Annotated in this window: 21 protein-coding genes; 19 read left to right on the forward strand and 2 right to left on the reverse strand. The window is 32.0% G+C overall.

All coding sequences use genetic code 11. From position 1 onward, the window contains the following. Window positions 1-21 precede the first annotated feature (21 nt). From argC to trmL, 5 genes are all read left to right on the forward strand, one after another. The gene (gene argC / locus P3U32_RS04600; RefSeq protein WP_323704438.1) at window positions 22-1,053 is read left to right on the forward strand and encodes an N-acetyl-gamma-glutamyl-phosphate reductase; all 1,032 of its coding nucleotides are present in this window, start codon (window positions 22-24) and stop codon (window positions 1,051-1,053) included. Window positions 1,054-1,069: 16 nt separating this feature from the next. After that, window positions 1,070-2,308, forward strand: a complete 1,239-nt coding sequence (argJ, locus tag P3U32_RS04605; protein WP_323704439.1) for a bifunctional glutamate N-acetyltransferase/amino-acid acetyltransferase ArgJ — start codon at window positions 1,070-1,072, stop codon at window positions 2,306-2,308. A gap of 14 nt (window positions 2,309-2,322) precedes the next feature. Continuing rightward, complete coding sequence (gene argB, locus P3U32_RS04610; protein ID WP_323704440.1) at window positions 2,323-3,084, forward strand: acetylglutamate kinase; 762 nt, start codon at window positions 2,323-2,325, stop codon at window positions 3,082-3,084. A 151-nt stretch (window positions 3,085-3,235) separates the two neighbouring features. Beyond that, window positions 3,236-4,363, forward strand: coding sequence for a tRNA epoxyqueuosine(34) reductase QueG (gene queG, locus P3U32_RS04615; RefSeq protein WP_323704441.1), 1,128 nt, complete (start codon window positions 3,236-3,238; stop codon window positions 4,361-4,363). A 2-nt stretch (window positions 4,364-4,365) separates the two neighbouring features. Next, window positions 4,366-4,839 carry a tRNA (uridine(34)/cytosine(34)/5-carboxymethylaminomethyluridine(34)-2'-O)-methyltransferase TrmL gene (gene trmL, locus P3U32_RS04620; protein WP_323704442.1) on the forward strand — a complete coding sequence of 158 codons (474 nt, stop codon included), beginning with the start codon at window positions 4,366-4,368 and terminating at the stop codon, window positions 4,837-4,839. A 47-nt stretch (window positions 4,840-4,886) separates the two neighbouring features. On the opposite strand, the gene P3U32_RS04625 is transcribed toward trmL, so the two are convergent. After that, a complete protein-coding gene (locus P3U32_RS04625; protein ID WP_323704443.1) occupies window positions 4,887-5,024 on the reverse strand; it encodes a hypothetical protein in 138 nt (45 codons plus the stop codon). A gap of 86 nt (window positions 5,025-5,110) precedes the next feature. Here P3U32_RS04625 and nagA point away from each other — a divergent pair, with 86 nt between their 5' ends. From nagA to P3U32_RS04655, 6 genes are all read left to right on the forward strand, one after another. Next, window positions 5,111-6,262: an N-acetylglucosamine-6-phosphate deacetylase gene (gene nagA / locus P3U32_RS04630; protein WP_323704444.1), complete on the forward strand. Its 1,152-nt coding sequence runs from the start codon at window positions 5,111-5,113 to the stop codon at window positions 6,260-6,262. 47 nt (window positions 6,263-6,309) lie between these two features. Further along, window positions 6,310-6,909 carry a glucosamine-6-phosphate isomerase gene (locus P3U32_RS04635; RefSeq protein ID WP_323704445.1) on the forward strand — a complete coding sequence of 200 codons (600 nt, stop codon included), beginning with the start codon at window positions 6,310-6,312 and terminating at the stop codon, window positions 6,907-6,909. Window positions 6,910-6,913: 4 nt separating this feature from the next. Then, on the forward strand, window positions 6,914-7,054 hold the full coding sequence (locus P3U32_RS04640; protein WP_323704446.1) for an SAS053 family DNA gyrase inhibitor: 141 nt from the start codon (window positions 6,914-6,916) through the stop codon (window positions 7,052-7,054). Between the two features lie 648 nt (window positions 7,055-7,702). Further along, entirely contained in the window at window positions 7,703-9,091 is a 1,389-nt protein-coding gene (gene fumC, locus P3U32_RS04645) for a class II fumarate hydratase (protein WP_323704447.1), read from the forward strand. 88 nt (window positions 9,092-9,179) lie between these two features. After that, complete coding sequence (gene ppx / locus P3U32_RS04650) at window positions 9,180-10,706, forward strand: exopolyphosphatase (RefSeq protein WP_323704448.1); 1,527 nt, start codon at window positions 9,180-9,182, stop codon at window positions 10,704-10,706. A 70-nt stretch (window positions 10,707-10,776) separates the two neighbouring features. Further along, window positions 10,777-12,942: an RNA degradosome polyphosphate kinase gene (locus P3U32_RS04655; RefSeq protein ID WP_323704449.1), complete on the forward strand. Its 2,166-nt coding sequence runs from the start codon at window positions 10,777-10,779 to the stop codon at window positions 12,940-12,942. A gap of 160 nt (window positions 12,943-13,102) precedes the next feature. Here P3U32_RS04655 and P3U32_RS04660 read toward each other — a convergent pair whose 3' ends face one another. After that, the gene (locus P3U32_RS04660) at window positions 13,103-13,924 is read right to left on the reverse strand and encodes an RluA family pseudouridine synthase (protein ID WP_323704450.1); all 822 of its coding nucleotides are present in this window, start codon (window positions 13,922-13,924) and stop codon (window positions 13,103-13,105) included. 104 nt (window positions 13,925-14,028) lie between these two features. On the opposite strand from P3U32_RS04660, the gene P3U32_RS04665 reads away from it, so the two are divergent. The 8 genes from P3U32_RS04665 (at window position 14,029) to P3U32_RS04700 (ending at window position 22,659) form a co-directional block, all read left to right on the forward strand. After that, window positions 14,029-15,567, forward strand: coding sequence for a bifunctional GNAT family N-acetyltransferase/carbon-nitrogen hydrolase family protein (locus P3U32_RS04665; protein ID WP_323704451.1), 1,539 nt, complete (start codon window positions 14,029-14,031; stop codon window positions 15,565-15,567). Between the two features lie 245 nt (window positions 15,568-15,812). Then, window positions 15,813-16,925: a GAF domain-containing sensor histidine kinase gene (locus P3U32_RS04670; RefSeq protein ID WP_323704452.1), complete on the forward strand. Its 1,113-nt coding sequence runs from the start codon at window positions 15,813-15,815 to the stop codon at window positions 16,923-16,925. Between the two features lie 14 nt (window positions 16,926-16,939). Then, window positions 16,940-17,569, forward strand: coding sequence for a response regulator transcription factor (locus P3U32_RS04675; protein ID WP_323704453.1), 630 nt, complete (start codon window positions 16,940-16,942; stop codon window positions 17,567-17,569). Between the two features lie 155 nt (window positions 17,570-17,724). Beyond that, window positions 17,725-19,002: a dicarboxylate/amino acid:cation symporter gene (locus tag P3U32_RS04680; protein ID WP_323704454.1), complete on the forward strand. Its 1,278-nt coding sequence runs from the start codon at window positions 17,725-17,727 to the stop codon at window positions 19,000-19,002. 162 nt (window positions 19,003-19,164) lie between these two features. Continuing rightward, window positions 19,165-19,623, forward strand: a complete 459-nt coding sequence (locus tag P3U32_RS04685) for an XRE family transcriptional regulator XdrA (protein ID WP_025904809.1) — start codon at window positions 19,165-19,167, stop codon at window positions 19,621-19,623. Window positions 19,624-19,689: 66 nt separating this feature from the next. Continuing rightward, window positions 19,690-20,820: a DUF445 domain-containing protein gene (locus P3U32_RS04690; protein WP_323704456.1), complete on the forward strand. Its 1,131-nt coding sequence runs from the start codon at window positions 19,690-19,692 to the stop codon at window positions 20,818-20,820. A 75-nt stretch (window positions 20,821-20,895) separates the two neighbouring features. Continuing rightward, window positions 20,896-21,267, forward strand: coding sequence for a YlbF/YmcA family competence regulator (locus P3U32_RS04695; protein WP_323704457.1), 372 nt, complete (start codon window positions 20,896-20,898; stop codon window positions 21,265-21,267). 207 nt (window positions 21,268-21,474) lie between these two features. Further along, window positions 21,475-22,659, forward strand: coding sequence for a metallophosphoesterase family protein (locus tag P3U32_RS04700; protein ID WP_323704458.1), 1,185 nt, complete (start codon window positions 21,475-21,477; stop codon window positions 22,657-22,659).

The following is a 22,659-nucleotide window of genomic DNA, read 5'->3' on the forward strand; positions in this document are numbered from 1 at the left end:
AATTTAAAAAGAGGTGTTTCGGTGTTAGAAGTAGGTATCGTTGGTGGAAGTGGATATGGAGCAATAGAATTAATTAGACTTCTAAATCAACATAAAGAAGTAACAGTTAAATATGTATTCTCACATTCTAAATCTGGTGAGCAAATCAAAGAAACATACCCACATCTACAAGATAATATTCACGTACCATTTTCAAGTTTAGATATAGAAACAGTAGATTGTGATTTAATATTTTTTGCAACACCCTCAAATGTAAGTAAGCAATTTATACCTGGATTATTAGAAAGAAATATTAAGGTAATTGATTTATCTGGTGATTTCAGAATTAAAAATCCAGATACTTACGAACAATTTTATGGAGAGAGACCGGCTGAGCAAAGCATACTTGATCAAGCCGAATATAGTATTGCAGAATGGTCTAAGGTGACGAAAGACACAAACCTTATTGCGAATCCTGGATGTTTTCCAACTGCAACATTATTATCGTTACATCCATTATTAGCACAAAAATGTATCAACAAAGATTCAATCATTATTGATGCTAAAACGGGTGTCTCCGGAGCAGGGAGAAGTTTAAGTCAGAATGTACACTATGGTGAAGTGAATGAAAATTTATCTGCTTATAAACTAGGAACACATAAGCATACCCCAGAAATTGAGCAATATTTATCATTAGTATCAAATTCAGACGTTAAAGTAACGTTTTCTCCACATCTTGTGCCAATGACACGAGGTATATTAACAACGATATATGTGGATTTAAACGAACCTATTACTGGTGAAGCTTTACATGAATTATATAAAGAAACATATCGTGATAAACCATTTGTACGTGTTAGATCATATGGTGAACTACCTAAAACTAAAGAAGTCCTTGGCAGTAATTTCTGTGATATAGGCATTTATGTTGATGAAGACAGAAATAAAGCGGTTATCGTATCCGTCATTGATAATTTAGTAAAAGGTGCAAGTGGACAAGCTATACAGAATATGAACTTGTTATATGGATTTAACGAAAATGAAGGATTGAACTTATTACCAGTATACCCTTAAGAAATGGAGGAATTTGATGCTAGAAGAAACTAAACAATTAATCGACTCAGAAATGACAATATTGAATGAAGGTGATGTAGCTTCTCCACAAGGTTTTGTTGCTGGAGGACTACATGTTGGACTACGTAGAGAGAAAAATGATTTTGGCTGGTTATATTCATCAGTTCCTGCCAATTGTGCTGCGGTATATACTCAAAATGCATTTAAAGCTGCCCCTTTACAAGTGACAGAAGCAAGTATTAATTTAGAACATAAATTATCAGCAGTAGTTATAAACTCTGCAATTGCTAACGCATGTACAGGAGAAAGAGGTCTAGAAGATGCGAAACAAACACAAAATTGGGTTGCATCAAAACTTCATATACCTGAACATGAAATTGCTGTAGCATCGACTGGATTGATAGGTGAATTTTTACCTATGGATAAAATTTCTTTTGGTGTTGATAATATTAATATATATAATGAATCTCAATCTGAAAACTTTAATGAAGCGATTTTAACAACGGATACAAATACGAAACATATTGCAGTTGAAGTAGAAATAGATAATAAAATTGTAACAGTAGGAGGAACTTGCAAAGGTTCTGGAATGATACATCCAAATATGGCGACAATGTTAGGATTTATGACTACAGATGCAAACGTTGGTGTGGATGACTTAAACTATTTATTAAAAGGATCTGTAGATGATACTTTTAATATGATTACAGTTGATGGTGATACAAGTACTAATGATATGGTTATTTTATTAGCAAATGGAGAAAGTAAAAGCACGATGCTAACGCAATCACATCCTGATTGGGAGAAGTTTGCAAATGCAGTTAAATATGTGAGTGAATATTTAGCTAAAAGTATCGCGAGAGATGGCGAAGGTGCAACAAAATTAATAAAAGCCCATGTTACTGGAGCTCAAACGAAAGAACAAAATAATATCATTGCCAAAACAATTGTAGGATCTAGTTTAGTTAAAACAGCTGTACATGGCTGTGATCCTAATTTCGGTAGAATAGCGGCTTCAATTGGATATGGTGATCAAACCGTTAATCCAAGTGATATCAATGTATGGTTATGTGGTCATTTACTTGTTAAAAATGGCATGATAAATGAATATGATGAATTAGATTTAAAAGCAAAAATGGAACAAGATACGATTGATATACACGCGGTTGTTGGAGATACTGAACATCAATCCACGGCATATGGCTGTGATTTATCGTACGATTACGTGAAAATTAATGCATTATATAGAACTTAATAGGAGGAATTTAAGTGAAATATGCAATCATTAAGATAGGTGGAAGTATTCTCAGTAATTTAAGTGAAACAATCATAGAAGATATTTTAACTTTGAAGAAACAAGGTTATACGCCGATCATTGTTCATGGTGGTGGACCATTTATCAATAAACAACTGAGTAAAATGGGTGTTGAAAGCAAATTTGAAGATGGTTTACGTGTTACAAATGACGAAGTATTATTACAAACAGCTAATACTTTAATAGGTGAAGTGAATCCAAATATTGTTCATCAAATTAATCAACAAGAGCCAATCGCGATTGGTGTGAATGGCATTGATATGAATTTATTTAATGTGAAACCATTACATACTAAATATGGTTTTGTTGCAGAGTGTGCATCCGTCAATCAAGATGCAGTTCACAATATTTGTTCTAATAGTATTCCAGTTGTTGCACCAATAGGTATTATGAGAGAAAATGGGCAACGCTATAATATTAATGCAGATAGCTTAGCTTATAAAATGGCAAGCGAAATGAAAGGTGATTTATTCTTAATCAGTGATATACCAGGCGTACTGATTAAAGATAAAGTGAAACCTGAATTAAGTGTTAATGACATTAATAATTATATAGAAACGACTGAGATCTATGGTGGTATGATACCTAAAGTCAAAGGTGCAATATCAGCAATCAAAGAAGGATGTAAAAGTGTTAAAATTATCTCTGGTTCTTCTGAACATTCATTACTAAAAAGCTCAAAATCAGGTTTAATTGGAACGACAATTACACCATAAATAAAATAGGAGAAGTTCAATGACATTTTGAACTTCTCCTATTTTTAATTTAAATAAATATATCATTTAAATTAACGCATACATTTATGTCTTAGATATGGTTTAAATATGTTAAAATATATAGGCATGTTTGATAGTGAGGTGAATAAATATGGATTTAGATCAATTAAAGCGCGAAGTAATAGAATATGCACATTCTATTGGTATTGATCAAATTGGTTTCACGACGGCAGACCCTTTTGATGAATTGAAAGGTAAATTAGAAGATTACCATTCTAAAGGATATGCCTCTGGATTTGAAGAAAGTGATATTGAACTTAGGACTGTTCCGAAGTTAACTTTACCTTCAGCAAGATCAATCATTGCCATTGCTGTAGGATATCCTAATAAATTAAAAGATGCACCTAGAAGTGTGAAAGGTGATCGTAGAGGTATATTCGCACGCGCATCATGGGGCCAAGACTATCATACAATCATGAGAAATCGTTTAGATAAACTTGCACTGTTTCTTCAAGAAAAAGTACCAGATGTTGAAATAAAGTCAATGGTTGATACAGGTGTATTATCTGATCGCGCAGTTGCAGAACGTGCAGGACTTGGTTTTGCGGGTAAAAATGGATTTGTCATTAATGAATCATTAGGGACTTGGAGTTATTTAGGTGAAATGTTAGTGAGTATTCCATTTAAACCGGATGATCCTGTCATGGATAGTTGCGGAGATTGTAACATATGTGTGGACAGATGCCCAACAGGTGCATTAGTTGGTAATGGTCAATTAAATAGTCAAAAATGTATTAGTTTTTTAACACAAACAAAAGGCTATTTGAAAGATGAATATCGTTATAAAATAGGTAATCGGTTATATGGCTGTGATACATGTCAGCAAGTATGCCCGAGAAATAGAGGTATCAATACTGAACAAGATGATATTATATTAGAGCCTGAAATATTAAAACCAAGACTAGTACCATTGTTAAAAATGTCTAACAAAGAGTTCAAAAATACTTACGGACATTTAGCAGGTGCTTGGAGAGGTAAAAAGCCTATTCAAAGAAATGCAATTATTTCACTGGCGCATTTTAATGAAGAAAGTGCTATACCAGATTTGAAAGATGTTGCATTAACTGATCAAAGACCAATGATTAGAGCAACTGCTTATTGGGCAGTTGGACAAATTCAAGGTGAAACGGCAAGACCATTTATTATGGATCATTACGATCATGAAATTGAAGAAGTACAAGAAGAAATGATTAAAGGTTTAGAGACAAGGAGAAAATAAAAATGACAAACCATGTAGTATTATATCAACCAGAAATACCAGCAAATACAGGAAATATTGCACGTAGTTGTGCAGCGACAGATACAACTTTACATTTAATTAGACCATTAGGATTCAGTACGGACGACAAGATGTTACGAAGAGCAGGGTTAGATTATTGGAAATTTGTTAATATCGTTTACTATGACAGCATTGAAGAATTTTTTGAAAAGACAGAAGGCGGTCATTACTATTTATTAACGAAGTTTGGTACGCAACCACATACAGAATTTGATTACAGTCAATTTGATGAGGACCATTATTTTATCTTTGGTAGAGAAACGACTGGATTACCTGATTGGGTTAAAGAAAAGTATAAAGATACAGCTTTACGTATTCCAATGAATGGTAATGTGAGATCTCTGAACCTTTCAAATACAGCAGCGATATTAATTTATGAAGCATTAAGACAACAAAATTATCCGAATTTATCATAAAAAAATGTGAGCCAAAAATATTATTTTTGGCTCACATTATATAAGGATTAATGATTCGATTTAAGAGATTCTAGTTCTTTATTTAAATCTTCTTCTTTAAGACCATAGTCTTTAGAATCGCGACCAGCAGTTAACATCGCAGTAATAAATGCTACACCAACCATACAGATTAAAAGCGTATTCATTTAATTAGCCCCCTCATAATGTTATGTTATCTTTATTATATACGAAGTATTGGAATAATTAAATATCTTTTTAAGGAGACGTTCAAATGGATCATTATATATTAGCAAACGCAACGATATATACAGAACAAGGTAAAATTGAAAATGGTTATATTGAAGTTAAAAAGGGTTATATTCAAGATGTTCAGGCAGGGGCATATACGGGAAATGTCACAAGTATAGATTTAGAAGGACAGCAAGTGATTCCGGGATTTATTGATATACATATTCATGGTGGTTACGGTCAAGATGTCATGGACGCTACAGAATCATCATTAGATATATTGAGTGCACATTTAGTTTCTGAAGGAACAACAAGCTTCTTAGCAACGACAATGACACAATCTACAGAAGCAGTTAATCAAGCATTAGAAAATGTAGCTCATTTTCAACCGAAAGATGAACGATGTTCAGAAATTCTGGGCGTGCACTTAGAAGGTCCATTTATTTCAGAACATAAAGTAGGTGCACAAAACCCAGCATTCGTTTCTAGACCAACTACTGAAAAACTTAAAAATTATCAAGCAAAAGCAAAAGATAACATAAAAATTGTAACCATTGCTCCAGAAGTAGAAGGGGCAAAAGAAACAATTAAAGAGATGAAAGACGATATTATATTCTCGGCAGGCCATACAGTGAGTGATTATGACGAATTAGAAGATGCTGTAAAAATCGGATTAAAACATATTACTCATTTATACAATGCACAGACGCCTTTTACGCACCGTGAACCTGGTGTGTTTGGTGCAGCATTAACAAATGAACGATTGACGACTGAAGTTATAGTAGATGGAATTCATGCACATCCAGCAGCTGTGAAGTTGGCATATTTAGCAAAAGGAAATCAAAATTTTTGTGTCATCACTGATGCAATGCGAGCAAAAGGTATGACTGACGGAGAATATGATTTAGGTGGCCAAGCTGTGTTCGTGAAAAATAATGAAGCGCGATTGGAATCAGGTGCATTAGCAGGAAGTATATTGTTAATGAATCATGGATTGAAAAATTTAATGAACTTCGCAAACATTACACTTGAGGAAGCATGGAGGACTACTAGCTTAAACCAAGCAATCAGATTAAAAGTCGATGATAGACTTGGATCAATCAAAATTGGGAAGCAAGCAGACCTTGTCGTTGTAGATTCTGAAATAAATGTTTTAACTACTATTAAAAAAGGGTATATAATAGATAATGATTAAAGATAAGTGAATTGAAAATAGATTAGTTGAAATGAGGAGTGGACATTATGGCTTTAAACTTTAAAGTATTTGAAACAAAAGATATTGCAGCACGATATGCGGCGGATGTTGTTCGTAAACAATTTAATTCGGATAGTACATCAGTTGTAGGTATACATTTAGACGCAGAGAAAACAGTATTCTTTGATGAATTATTAGATGATGTTAAGAAGAATCCTGTAAACTTTAGTCAAATTCATATTTTAGACTTTGATGGTAAAGAAGATTACTATAAAGAACTAGGTGTGCCAGAGAAACAAATTTTAAAAACAGATGTCGGTAGTGATGCAGTTTCGTTTATCAAAGATAACGTAAATACTGATAAAAAGAAAAATAAATTAATGTTAGATGTAATAACTTTAACAGAAGATAGCAGAACAGGTTTAGATTATGATAAAGCTATTCATCCTTCTAGAGAAGTAATTGTTCTAGCAACTGGAAAAGAAAAAGCAAAAGCAGTGAGTCAATTATATAAAGAATCAGCAAATGGTTCAGTTGAGTCAGCAAAATTAAAACAACATCGAATGGTAACAGTTATCTTAGATAATGAAGCGGCACAAGGTTTACCAGAAGATGTGAAATCTTACTTCTCAATTCAATTTTCATAAGAAGGTGAAACAATTGAATAAAAAAGAGTACGAAGAAGAAAATGAAATGGTTCAAAACTTAGATGACGTTAAAGAGCTCGGTAAAGAAATGGAACAAATTTCTGAGCAAAATAATGAATCATTTGAAGACAAGAAAGAAAAGTAAGCAAATGCGGTAAGGCTAAGACATAAATACATGTCTTAGCCTTATTTTTTACTGTAAATCAACAATTTATAGTTAACAATTCCGCTAACGAGATAGTTTTAACATTCTATCACGTTAGAAAATCTAAGAGGATTGTTTTCTGAAACTATCACGTTAGAGCAATATTCACGTGTAAATTGTAATGAATTTGAGTTTTTGAGAAAATTATTTATCGCTAACGAGATAGTTTCAACTTTCTATCACGTTAGAAAATCTAAGAGGATTGTTTTCTGAAACTATCACGTTAGAGCAATATTCACGTGTAAATTGTAATGAATTTGAGTTTTTGAACAGCGAATTAACCGCTAACGAGATAGTTTCAACTTTCTATCTCGTTAAAAAATCTAAGAGGATTGTTTTCTGAAACAATCACGTTATCTACACTTCAATATTTTTTAGCGCTGGCTCTTGCGAGAACATGCCTGCGGAAAGCATATGCTAAAAAATGCCGACAAAACCTTATTTTTAATTCATTTAATTTTATAAATAAAAATAATTTCAACGAATTTGAATAATCAGACTACAGAGAGTTTAAATCATACAATTTATAGGATATAATAAAGATGAAAAGATAGTGATGAAATTAGTAATAAAGGGGAGTATATAAGAATGAGTTATAGAATTGAACATGATACTTTTGGAGAAATTAAAGTACCTAGCGACAAATATTGGAAAGCACAAACACAAAGAAGTAAACAAAATTTCCCAGTTGGTAAAGAACAAATGCCAATAGAAGTTATTTACGGATTTGCGCAATTAAAGAGAGCGGCAGCTATTTCTAACCATGAACTTGGTAAATTATCAGATGATAAAAAAGAAGCGATCGTTTACGCAACTGACGAAATTTTAAAAGGGAATTTAGATGATCAATTTCCTTTAGTTGTTTGGCAAACTGGTAGCGGTACGCAAAGTAACATGAATGTGAACGAAGTAGTCAGCTATGTTGCAAACGAATATTTAACTGAAAAAGGCTCTGAAGAGTCTGTTCACCCAAATGATCATGTTAATATGTCTCAAAGCTCAAATGATACATATCCAACAGCGATGCATGTCGCGTTATATCATGAAATTGAATCAAAATTATTACCATCATTAAATACATTAAAATCAACTTTTATAGAAAAAGAAGATGCATTTAAAGATATTATTAAAATTGGTAGAACACATCTACAAGATGCTACACCATTAACTTTAGGACAAGAAGTCAGTGGTTGGAGATATATGTTAGATAAGTGTGAAACTTTATTAAACCAATCTAAAGAACAACTTTTAAACTTAGCTATTGGTGGTACAGCTGTTGGTACAGGTATCAATGCTCATCCAGAGTTTGGTGATAAAGTTGCTAAACAAATCGGTAATCAAACTGGTTATCCATTCGTTTCATCTGAGAATAAGTTTCATGCTTTAACAGCACACGATGAAGTTGTGTATGTGCATGGTGCATTAAAAGCATTAGCAAGTGACTTAATGAAGATTGCTAATGACGTGAGATGGTTGGCTTCAGGTCCAAGAGCGGGTCTAGCTGAAATTTCAATTCCAGAAAATGAACCTGGTTCATCAATTATGCCGGGTAAAGTGAATCCTACACAATGTGAAATGTTAACAATGGTTTCAGTTCAAGTTCTTGGAAATGACGCAGCAGTTGGTATTGCAGCATCACAAGGTAATTTCGAATTGAATGTATTTAAACCAGTTATTTTATATAACACATTACAATCGATTTATTTATTAGCTGACGGTATTGATACATTTAATAATAATTGTGCAGTTGGTATCGAACCAATTGAAGAAAATATCGACCGTTATTTAAATCAATCATTAATGCTTGTAACTGCATTAAACCCACATATTGGTTATGAAAATGCGGCAGCAATTGCAAAGAATGCACATAAAAATGGTTTAACATTAAAAGAATCAGCTATTCAATCAGGTTTACTAACAGAAGAACAATTTGATGAATGGATTAAACCAGAAGATATGATTAGTTCAAAAAAATAATAGCAGCTATTATTTATAAATAGAAAGATAACAAAAAGGTGCTATTAGCACCTTTTTGTGTATCTAGAATGATCCGAGGAGGCAATTTATGAAGAGATTAGGATTAATAGATATCGGTTCCAACACAATTCGATTAGTCATCTTTGAGTATTCAAATGAAACAGGGTTAACTGAATTACAAAACGTAAAGACTCCAGCAAGGTTAAGTCAGTATTTAAATGAAGATAAAATCATGGCACACGAAGGTATTAATCTTATTGTTGAAACGTTGAACAGTTTCAAAAAAGTATCTAAAAAATTTCACGTTGAAGAACTTGTACCTGCAGCTACAGCGGCAATTCGACAATCTAAGAATGTAGATGAAATTATAGAAACAGTTAAATCAAAAACTAACTTAAATATTGAAATTATACCTGAGCAAGATGAGGCATTTTATGGTTTTTATGCTGCGACACATACATTGAATATTGAAGATGGAATTACCGTTGATATCGGTGGTGGCTCTACAGAGGTTACTTATTTTGAAGGTAAGAAACTTAAAAACTCGGTAAGTTTTCCTTTTGGTGTAGTGACGTTAGAGAAAATGTTTTTCGAAGATAAAGAACATAATGATAAAAATGCGATTAAAAAATGTGAAAAATTCGTCAAAGAACAATTTTCATCTGAAAAGTGGATTAAAGATAAAAAGGTTCCAATCATAGGTATTGGTGGATCAGCACGAAATAATGCACGGATACATCAATCATTACATGACTACCCGATTGCCGGTGTTCATGGCTATGATATGAATAAAAAAGGGCTTGAAGAAATCTTCGATGTACTAAAAAATGCAAATAAAAATGAATTGAAAGATTTAGATGGCTTAAGTAGAGACCGTACGGATATTATCATGCCAAGTTCAATCGTATTTAATACTTTATATGAATGTGTAGATGCAACACGATTTACGTTCTCTAGAAAAGGTCTTCGTGAAGGTGTAGTAATGACACGTTTACAAGAAGAATTTCCAAATGCATTTAATAAAGATAAAGTATCAACAGAAGCTTTAAGATATTTATCCAATGAGTATCACATTCATGTATCGAATGGTAAACAACGTATGGTATTAGCTGAGACATTATTAACTAAAGTCATTGAACATACGTCGTTTGAAGTGGCTGATGAAGATAGAGATTTATTTAAAAAAGCTGCATATTTATATTACTTAGGATCATTTATAGATGCAGATTCAAGTTCTCAACATACGTATTATATTATCGCTAATTCAAGTATTAATGGTTTAACTCACAAAGAAAGAGTTAAATTAGCGTTATTAGCAAGTTTTAAAAATAAATCATTATTAAAGTTTTTTGTTAAAGAAACAACTTGGTTTAAAGATAATGAAATGGAAATGATTCAAAAATTAGGGGGGATCATTAAATTTTCAAATGCGCTTAATGTATCAAATACAGACTGTGTTGAATCATTAGAATTAACAGAATCAGAAGATACATTTGAATTAAACGTTACATATGTTACAGACCCAATTGCTGAAGCGTACCAATCTGAGAGACAAAAGAAACATCTAGAAAAATTATTACCAAAGAAACTTAATATTAAATTCACACAAGGTTAACATTTTTGCGTTTTAATTAAACAGGGTCTTTTTGAACAATGACTTGAAATTTGCAAAGGGTGAGATAATTATGGAAGCACGAAATGGACAATACTTATTAGATAATCCAGACTATTATAATAATAGAGAGCTTAGTTGGTTAGACTTTAATTATCGTGTTCTTGAAGAAGCGATTGACGCTCAAAATCCATTGTTAGAACAATTAAAGTTTTTAGCGATTCATAGCTCAAATTTAGATGAATTCTTTATGGTAAGAGTTGCAGGATTAAAAGACCAAGTAAAAATGAACTATAATGAAAAGGAAAATAAAGCTCAATTAACACCTAGAGAACAATTAATTGGTATTGAAGAAAAAAATAGAAAAAATGTTGAATTGCAATATAAAAGATTTAATGAACTGAAGAACACATTAAAGTCTCATCATATTTATATTACTCAGCCTGAACGATTACCAGAAGCTTTGATTGAACAATTAAACAGGCAATTCAAATCAGAAATACTACCAACTTTATCACCGTTAGGTATTGATGCATATCGACCATTTCCTAAGTTAAATAATAAAATGTTAAATCTATTTGTAGATATTAGATTAAATGATGGTGAAATAAAATCTGCAATAGTACCGGTACCAGTGTTGGTAGATAGAATTATTAAGTTAGAATATGAAGATAATAAATATATTGTATTTCTTGAAGATGTCATTTCTTTATTTATTGAAGAATTATTTAAAGGTTATGAAGTCATTCACACATATACTTTTAGAGTGACAAGAAATGCAGATTTATCGATACACGAAGAAGGGGCAGAAGATTTACTAATTGAAATTGAACGATTTTTAAAAGAAAGAAAAAGTGGTGCAGCAGTTCGATTAGAGGTTGATAGTAGACATATTGACACGGAAGTTAAATGTTTATTTTTAAGAAATGAACTCGAGCTAAGCAATGAAGATATTTATAAAGTTGATGGACCTTTAGATTTAACAGTCTTATTCTCATTAGTCGGCCAATTAGAAGATTTATTACCAGAATTACTATTTGAGCCATATACACCTCAATTCCCATCATCACTTAATAAAGAAAATGTTTATGATCTTGCTAGAACGAGAGATATATTCTTTCATCATCCGTATGAATCATTTGAGCCAATCGTTGATTTTATTAAAGAGGCATCTGAAGATCCAAATACATTAGCGATTAAACAAACACTTTATCGTGTGAGCAGTGATTCTCCAATCGTTCAAGCACTGAAAAATGCAGCTGAGAATGGTAAGCAAGTTACTGTACTTGTAGAATTAAAAGCAAGATTCGATGAAGAAAACAACGTACAATGGGCAAAAATGTTAGAAGATGCAGGTTGTAATGTCATTTATGGCATGACTTTCCTTAAAACACATAGTAAGATCACGCTAGTCATTAAAAAGGTGAATGGTAAAGTAGTACCATTCGTACATTTAGGTACAGGAAATTATAATGACAAAACAGCTAAAATCTATACTGATATGGGTATTATTACTACGAATTCTAAAATAGGTGAAGATGCGATAAACTTCTTTAACTATTTAAGTGGCTACTCATTAAAACCTGAATATAATGAACTGATTGTAGCACCTTTTGAAATAAGAGATTTCTTTGTAGAACATATTGAGCAAGAAATACAATCACATCAAGAACACGGTAATGGATTAATTATTGCTAAAATGAATTCTCTTACAGACAAAAAAGTAATAAAAAAATTATTCGAAGCTTCTCAAAGTGGTGTGAAAGTTAAACTCATCATTAGAGGTATATGTTGCTTAAAACCAGGTATAAAAGGCGTCAGTGAAAATATTGAAGTCATAAGTATCGTAGGAAGATTTTTAGAACATTCAAGAATATATTACTTCCATCATAATGGCCAAGAGAAAATGTACTTATCTTCTGCAGATATGATGACGAGAAATATGATTAAACGAGTGGAAATCTTATTCCCAATTTTAGATAGTCAAATTGTGAGCAGATTAAAATCATATTTAGATTTACAATTGAATGACGGTTTAAAAGGACGCATACAAAATAATAAAGGTGTCTATCAATATAATGATTCAGGTAATAAACGCATAAATTCACAACAAATGTTAATGGAAGAAGCAATGATGAATACGAAAAATTTCAGGAAAAGTCAAATTAAAGTAGGACAACCTGTTACAAGTAAGAGAAGACAATTCTTTAATAAATTTAAAGAAAGATTAAAAAGGTAGTTTGATTGAGGTAATAGTAAAGTCTTCGTGCGATTCAGGGTCAAACGCACGAAGACTTTGGGGTTAGAGCTGAGATATCGTGCGATTAGGTATCAATCGCACGATATCTTTATTCCAATATTAAAAGGAAGGCTGAGACAAGTTGTCTCAGCCTTCTTTTTTAGTCATCTAATGTTACAGAAATAAGTTCATCTTTAAATGGATGCTCGAATTCTATTTTATAACTGTGTAATTTTAATTGTCGTAATTTACTATTATTATATAATGGATCTCCGACAACAGGATGTCCGATTTCTGCTAAATGGACACGAATTTGATGGGTTCTTCCTGTATCTAATTTAAGTTCCACTTCTGCTGTATGTTCATCTAACATGTTACTTTCTATAATGTGCGTAATTGCACGTTGTCCAGTAGGTGAAACGCGTCGTTTATTAGGATGGAATTTATCTTTACCAATTGGCATGTCTATTGTTTGAGGTTTCAATGGCAACAAACTATCGACTTGCGCTTTATATGTTCGCGTAATTTTTCTGTCTTCTAACATACGGTCTAATATCTTTTTAGCAATTGGATGTTTTGCGACAAGTAATAAGCCGACTGTTTCTTGGTCAAGACGATGAATAGGTTCAGCATAGTCTGAGTCTAATGTATATATGACGTGATTCATTAATGTGTTTGCTTCTTTTAAATCATTTGGATGTGTTTTTACGCCTTTAGGTTTAACTACGACTGCTAAATATTCATCTTCGTATTTGATTTCTGCTAATCGGTAACTTGATACGTATTGGCTCGTTTCATTTAATACAGGTATATCAAGTTTGTCACCAGCATTTAATTGATCTCTTAAAGTGCTCGCTTGATCGTTAATTGTAATTTCTTTTGACATTCTTAAAAAATGTAATTCTTTCTTTGGTAAATGTAATGATTTGAACATTTCTTCAATTGTATTGCCTTCATATTTAGATGGTATTAATATTTGCATAGTATCCTCCAGGAATATTTCTCGTAAAATCGGGAAAAATTAAAATGTAACTAAAAATAAGTTATAATCAGTATAACAATAAAAATAGATGAGGAGTATCATTCATGTCAAAATCAATAGAGAATAATGAATTTAATGTTAGTATAAATACACGTCAAATGACATTTGAAGATATTGACGATGTTATTACGTTACAAGAAAAATGTTTTCCGGGAATGGAACCATGGGAAAGGGGCCATTTAGAGAGTCATTTGCGTATGTTTCCAAGAGGACAAATTGTTGTTGAATTTGAAGGGAAAATTATCGGATCTTGTTCATCTTTAATTATCAATTTTGATGAATATGATGATAGACATACATGGGATAGCATTACAAACAATGGTTACATAACAAACCATAATGATCACGGACACAATCTATATGGTATAGAAGTAATGGTTGATCCAGAATATAGAGGCGTAAAAGTCGGTGCGAGATTATATGAAGCACGACGTGAAATCGCTTATGAATTAAACTTGAAGAGTATTATCATCGGTGGTCGAATTCCTAACTATCATGAATATAGTGATGAAATGACACCAAGAGAATACGTGCAAAACGTAATTAAACACCGTATTAAAGACCCAGTATTAACATTCCAATTGATGAATGACTTCACTTTAATGCGTATTAATCCAAACTATTTAAATGACGATGTGAAAAGCATGAAATATGCTACTTTAATGGAATGGAACAATCCTGATTATATTGCGCGAAGTAATGTACACTTTAAGACAAGTGAACCAGTAAGAATTTGTACAGTCAATTACATGATGCGTAAAATTAATTCATTTGAAGAATTTGCGAATCAAATTGAATACTTTATAGACGTTGCATATGATGCAGATAGTGATTTTATTGTATTTCCAGAATTATTAACGACACAATTAATGAGTTTCGATGAACAAAGTAATCCAGCAGAATCAATCCGTAAATTAACAACATATACATCACAATACATTGATATGTTCAACCAGTTTGCGATGAAATACAACATAAACATTATCGGAGGATCACACTTCGTTGAAGAAGGAGAAGATATTTATAATATCTCTTACTTGTTTAGAAGAGATGGTTCAATTGAAAAACAATATAAAATTCACGTTACGCCAAATGAAAGAAAATGGTGGGGTGTTTCACCAGGTAATGGTGTAGAAGTATTTGATACAGATTGTGGGAAAATTGCTATCCAAATTTGTTATGATAGTGAGTTCCCAGAAATGGCGAGAATTGCGACTGAAAAAGGTGCTAAAATCATATTCACACCATTCTCAACAGAAGATAGACAAAGCTATTTACGTGTGAAATATTGTTGTATGTCACGCGCAATCGAGAACCAAATTTATACGGTAACATCAGGAACATGTGGTAACTTACCACAAACAGAAAACATGGATATTCAATATAGTGCTTCAGCAATATATTCACCATCAGATTATGGTTTCGCTAGAGATGGAATCGTTAGTGAAACAGGAGAAAACCTTGAAATGGTTGCGATAGGTGAAATTGATTTAGAAGTATTACGAAGAGGTAGAGAAAACGGAACAGTAAGACATTTAAGAGACCGTAGACACGATGTTTACAACATTACGTATAATCAATAAAAGTTAAAGGCAGTATAAGAATCCCACTCCCTAGATTATGTGAAATCTAGGGAGTGGAATTTGTTTAATTATTATATGCTTTATAAGAAACTGGATTATATTTTTTAAGTGATATGAAATAAATAGACACTGTTAGTATGAGTATAATGAAATTAAAGATTAAAATTGCATTATGTTACAATATAAATTCAAAGATGTATTTGTGAAAATGACAATCAATCAATAAAAAGTTAAAGGTGATATAAATGGAGAAGCCAACACGCACCAGTCTGTTAAAAGAAATTGCAGAATTTCTTAATGAAGAAACAGAAATGTATAGCATGATGCATGGCGCACTAAAAAAATTAGTGAATGGCAGTAATTTTCATACGGGTTGGATCTTTTTTATAGATGAAGATGGCAAGCATGAGTTAGTTGCTGAAGATGCTTTACCTCCTGCATTAACGCATAATAACTGCCAATATATGACTGAAGGAACGTGTTGGTGTGTTACGGCATATCATAATAAAAAGTTAACTAAAGCGTCTAATATCATAACGTGTTCTAGGATTGTGAAAGCGACTAAGGAACATCAAGATAAAACGGATGAAATTACGCATCATGCGACGGTTCCTTTAAGATCTGGAAGTGAACAATTTGGTTTGTTAAATATCGCGACACCAAATACAAAACGCTATTCAGAAGAAGATTTGGAATTGTTAGAATCGGTTGCTTTTCAAATTGGTTCTGCGATTAAAAGGATAATACTTACGGATCATGAGAAAGAAGCGGCACGGATTAATGAAAGGAATCGGCTTGCGAGGGATTTACATGACTCTGTTAATCAAATGTTATTTTCTTTGAAGATTACAGCGCACGCAGCTAAAAGCATAACTGAACAAAAAGCGGCTCAAGATGCTTTTCAAACGATTGAAGATACTAGTCAAAGTGCCGTGAATGAAATGAAGGCTTTGATTTGGCAATTGAAGCCAATCGGACTTGAACAAGGTTTAATCGCAGCTATCAAACAATATAGTCAGTATATTCAAGTCGAACCTGAGTTTGAAGTTGAAGGCTTAATTGACTTGCCAAATACAATTGAAGAACATGTTTATCGCATCATTCAAGAATCATTGAATAATGTGAAAAAACATTCAAGACAAACACGTGCTAAAATATATTTAGAACAGAACAAACATACATTTAAATTGCGAATGAGTGATAATGGTATTGGCTTTGATAGTCATCAAATTAGCCATAGTCCAACACATGGTTTAAAAAATATAAAACAACGTACGCAAGTGATTAAAGGTCATATAGACATTCATTCAGAATTAAATAAGGGAACGGAAATTGAAGTAATTATTCCGTTATTATAGATTGGGGAAACAACATGAGTTATAAAATGATATTAGTAGATGATCATCATATCGTAAGGCAAGGTTTAAGATTTCTTATTGATACTGTGGAAGACTTTGAAATATTAGAAGATTTCTCAAGTGGGCATCAATTACTAGAGTATCTAAAAGACAACGATTTACCAGACGTTGTGTTATTGGACTTAGTGATGCCAGAGATGAATGGAATAGAAATTACAGGGATTGTTAAATCACAATATCCTAATATTAAAATATTAGTGCTGACAAGTTTTTACGACGAAGAACATGTGATATCAGCTCTTGATAAAGGCGCGGATGGATACGAAATTAAAGACGTCGAACCTGAAGCACTTATTCAAACGATTAGAGCTGTCTTAAATGGAGAAAAGAAAATTCATCCGAAAGTACAATCAATCATTTCTGAAAGTACGCAAAAGCCACATAGAGAAAATAAATTATCAAAAAGAGAACTTGAAGTATTAAGTGAAATGGTGAAAGGTAATACGAACAAAGAAATTGCAGAGACATTGTTTGTGTCAGAAAAGACAATAAAAACACACGTCAGTCATATATTAAATAAATTAAAAGTGTCTGATCGAACGCAAGCTGCCGTCTATGCAATGGAACATCATTTAATAAATTAAATATAAAATACTACAGGCAAGAAAATATTTATATAAGAATATTTTCTTGCCTTTTTATATGCTTTTAAAAAAATAAATTTACAAGATGAAACCGCTTAAAGTATAATATGTAATATGGAAGATAGATTTCAAATTTTAAAAACAGGGGGAGTTATATGAAAGTCAGGAAAAATTTAACTTTAAAAATTGTTATCGCTTTAGTACTCGGTATTACAGTTGGTTCCATTTTTAATATGTTTGCGGGATCAGATTTTGTACAACATGCAAATCAATATGTGTTTAATGTTATCGGTCAAATATTTCTTAATTTAATATTCATGCTTGTTGTTCCAGTCGTATTTGTTTCAATCGTTCTTGGCGTTGTTGGTGTTGGGGATCCAAAACTATTAGGTGGTATTGGTCTTAAGACGGTTACTTTCTTCTTATGTACAACCGCTATCGCAATTATCATCGCTATGTTACTCGCATTAGTATTTAAACCTGGTGTAGGTCAATCAGATTTAATGAATAGTGATGATGTTAAAAAGTATGGTGCTGAACAAAAAGCTAAATCGGCTGATGGAGCTGCACCTGAAAATCAAACCTTTGATCAAACGCTTATCAATTTATTCCCGAAAAATCCAATGCAATCAATGGTTGAACAAGATATGTTACCAATTATCACGTTTGCCATCTTTATTGGTATAGGAATGATTGCGCTTGGCACGAAAGTCGCAGCGGTGAAGCAAGTGTTCGAGCAGACCAACGATATACTGATGTATATCGTAACGATGATTATGAATTACTTTGCACCAATTGGGACATTTGGACTCGTTGCTACGGCGTTTACAAATGCAGGATTTGGCGCAATTAAACAATTAGGTATGTACTTCTTTGTTGTATTATTGGCATTAGCAGTACACTTCTTTGTGATATATGGTGGTGCTGTTAAATTATTAGCTGGAAGAAATCCATTTTGGTTCTTTAAGAAATTCTTCCCAGCAATGACAGTTGGATTTAGTTCATCAAGTTCTAATGCAACTTTACCAATTTCTCTCGAATGTACAAAAGAAATGGGAGTTAGAAAAGAAATCAGTTCCTTTGTACAACCATTAGGTGCAACAATCAATATGGATGGTACAGCGATTATGCAAGGGGTAGCAACAATCTTTATCGCACAAGTTTCTGGTATAGATTTAACACTTGTACAAATGATTACAGTTGTACTTGTTGCAGTACTTGCATCAATTGGAACAGCAGGGGTACCTGGTGTAGGACTCGTGATGTTAGCAATGGTATTAACTTCTGTAGGTTTAAATCCAGCAGCAATTGGTATCATACTTGGTATTGATAGATTACTGGATATGACGAGAACAGCAGTAAATATCACAGGAGATGCAGCTTGTGCTTTGATTTTATCGGAAAGAGAAAAGACAAAGTTCGAAAAAAATTAATATTTTAATGATTAGAAGAGGGAAATTGTTATGAAATTCAATTTCCCTCTTTTATTTTGTTTCAAAATGTATTATGATGATACTTGTGCTTGAAAAAATCGTGTATTTTTGCAACATATTAAATTAATTAATAATATATATTAAGAAGAAAGGTAGATATAGATGGATAAGCAGACTTTTACAACAATAATCCAAACAAAATTTAAAATGGTTCGTATAGAGGCAGGCTATACGCAAGATACTATGGCAAATACAGTTGGATTATCAAAGAAAACATTAGTACAAATTGAAAAAGAGAGAGTATTACCAAACTGGACGACTTGTGTGTCAATATGTGCTTTATTTAGAGATTCAGACGTATTGAATACAACATTTGGTTGTGATCCATTAGAAGTTATTCAAATCATTTCTCGTCACCACTGTGCATATCCAAATCATGATAATACAAGTGATATTTATTGGGTTACACTTGATGCTAAATCAGGTTATATCTTACAATCTAACAAGAAATCAGATTTATACAGAGTATTGAATGAAGAACGTCAACCTATCTTCGGAACAGCTAAAAAACGTGAAGCAGAAACTTACTTCTTACGTAAAACACAATCTTTATTCGTATAATAAAAGTTAAAAAGATAGAGGCAGAGACATTTATGTCCCGGCCTCTTTTTTAAAAGGAGCATTTATATGTCAACATTTATAACAATATTCAGTATGATGGTTATCGGTGCGCTTATTGGCGGTTTTACCAACTTTATCGCAATCAAGATGCTGTTTCATCCATATCATGAAGTGAAAGTATTCGGTTATAAATTACCATTTACACCAGGTTTAATTCCGAAACGAAGAAATGAGTTATCAGAAAAAGTCGGAGAAATGGTTACTAAACATTTGCTTACTCCAGAAGTGTTTAAAGAGAAGTTACTTAATCCAAGTACAAAAAGCGTTTTAGAAGAAACAATTAAAGTTCAATTTAACACTTTGCGTGAGAAAAACTATACAATACAAAACTTTGTAGATAGAGTGGATTATCCATTAGAAGATAAGCTGAATGCCACTCTGAAAGAAACGATTAAAAACAAAGTGGATCAATATTATGATGCACATAAACAAGACGAAATTCAAAGTCTAATACCAGAAGAAATTTATGAAAAAATAAATGCACAAGTTAATCGTGTCACACCAGAAATTCTAAATAAAATAGATGAATATTTATTGTCTGAAAAAGGTGAACAAGATATTCAATCAATGATAGAAGAATTTTTCGAACAAAAAGGGAAAATGGTTGGCATGATTCAAATGTTTATGACAATTGAAGACATTGTTGCAAGAGTAAAAAAAGAACTAAGAAACGTTGTTAGCCAAGATAAAATTAAGAACATGATAGATTTACAAGTTCAAACAGAATATCAGAAATGGATGTCAAAACCATTAGATGAAATATTAACAAGTGACCGTAAAGATCAAGCGAAAACTGTGATTTCAGAAGAACTTACATCATCCGTAAATGTGCACAAATACTTAAATTTACCGTTACATGAATTAGCGCCACAATTATTCACTTATATGGAAGGTGAAGGTACAGAGAGATTCATTAATTATGTCATTCAAAAAATTGGAGATAACATTAGTTTAATTCTAGAACGTATGAAATTAGCAGAATTAATTAAAGATCAAATTGATCGATTTGAATTATCTCATTTAGAAAAATTAGTGATTGAAATCTCAAATAAAGAATTAAAATTAATTACATTATTAGGATTTGTTCTAGGTGGAATTATCGGTTTATTCCAAGGTATAATCGCTATTTTTGTATAAGCGCTCAAATTATGATACAGTATTATTGGAATTGATATTCTAAATACAATTTATGATTATAGGAGAGAATTTATTATGGCAGAAGTAAACATTTACGACAAAGCGAATGAACTAGAACAAACTTTACGTGAAAGTAAAGAATATAACAAAATTAAAGAACAATATGAAAAAGTGAACGCTAACCCTGAAACTAAAAAATTATTCGAAGAATTTCGTGAAATTCAATTAGAATTACAAACGAAACAAATGCAAGGCGAAGAAATTTCAGAAGTAGATATCGCTAGAGCTCAAAAATCTGCTCAAGAAATTGAACAAAACGAAACAATTGCAGAATTAATGCAAGCTGAACAAGCTATGAGTCAATTAATTCAAGATTTAAACCGTGTTATCATGAAACCATTAGAAGATATTTACGGTAGTCTTGAAGAAGAAAACCCAGAAGCTTAATGTCTTAGAAATGTCGACAAAGTCAATGACTTTGTCGATATTTTTTTATGTTTAAAATAATGTTTTCTTATATGTCGAATGTATCGTATAGAATCTTTATATGGTAAAATTAAAGCACTATAAACCGTCATAAAATCTGATTATTCTCTAGTGTGATATGGATATAATCATTTAGAAAATGAACGAATATTGAAAGAGGTTGGGTAAATGATTAAGTTTATACATTGTGCGGATTTACATCTTGATAGTCCTTTTAAATCTCGACATTACTTAAGTCCTTCAATTTTAAGTGATGTTAAACAAAGTGCATATTATAGTTTTACTAAAATTGTTGATGAAGCAATTAAAGAACAAGTAGATTTCATCGTAATTGCCGGAGATTTATTTGATCAACATAATAGAACATTAAGAGCAGAGGTATTTTTAAGAGAGCAATTTAAACGATTAGAGCAAGAACAAATATTTGTATATATTATTCATGGCAACCACGACCCATTATCTGTAGGTGTTCATACAGTTTGGCCAGATAACGTGACTGTATTCAGTGATCAAGTTTCTACTTATCAATTAATTACAAGAAACGGGCAAGTTGTATATTTACATGGATTTAGTTATCAAAAAGACCAAAGTTACGAAAATAAAGTAGATGAATATCCTGAATCAACGGGAAATAAAGGAATTCATATAGGTGTCTTACATGGTACTTATGCACAAGCAGCAGATGTGAAACAAAGATACACTGAATTTAATTTAGAAGATTTAAACAGCAAATTATATCATTATTGGGCACTCGGACATATACATGAACGCGCGATGATTAGCGAATTATCACAAGTACATTATCCAGGGAATATTCAAGCGCGTCACTTTAAAGAAAAAGGTGAAAAAGGATATTTACTCGTTCAAGGTGATGAATCTAAATTAGAAGCTACATTTAGACCGACACAGTACATACGTTTTGAAAAAGCAGTTATTGAAACAAAAGCGAAAGGCAAACACGCCTTATATGAAGTAATACAAAAATTTAAAGACAGTGTAAGAACTGAAGGTAAAGCATTTTATCAATTAGACGTTTATGTTAAACATGACGAAATGCTTAAGCAAGATGAAATCAATCAAGTAATAGAACTAATTCAAGAATATGAAGAAAATCAAACGAACTTTATATTTATAGAACAATTGAATGTATTCTTCGATCAAGATTCCGACGTTGCATTAGCGAATGAATTTAACGATGATTTACTTCAAGATAATGAAATTTTAGAATCCGCATTAAGTGACTTATATATGAATCCTAAAGCGAATCGATTTTTAGAACCGTTCAGTGATCTTGATAAAGATGCATTGATTGAACGTGGAGAAGCGATTTTAAAGAAAAGAATGAGAGGTTAA

Origin of the sequence: Mammaliicoccus sp. Dog046 (genome assembly GCF_034039665.1) — a bacterium.
Lineage (GTDB): Bacteria > Bacillota > Bacilli > Staphylococcales > Staphylococcaceae > Mammaliicoccus.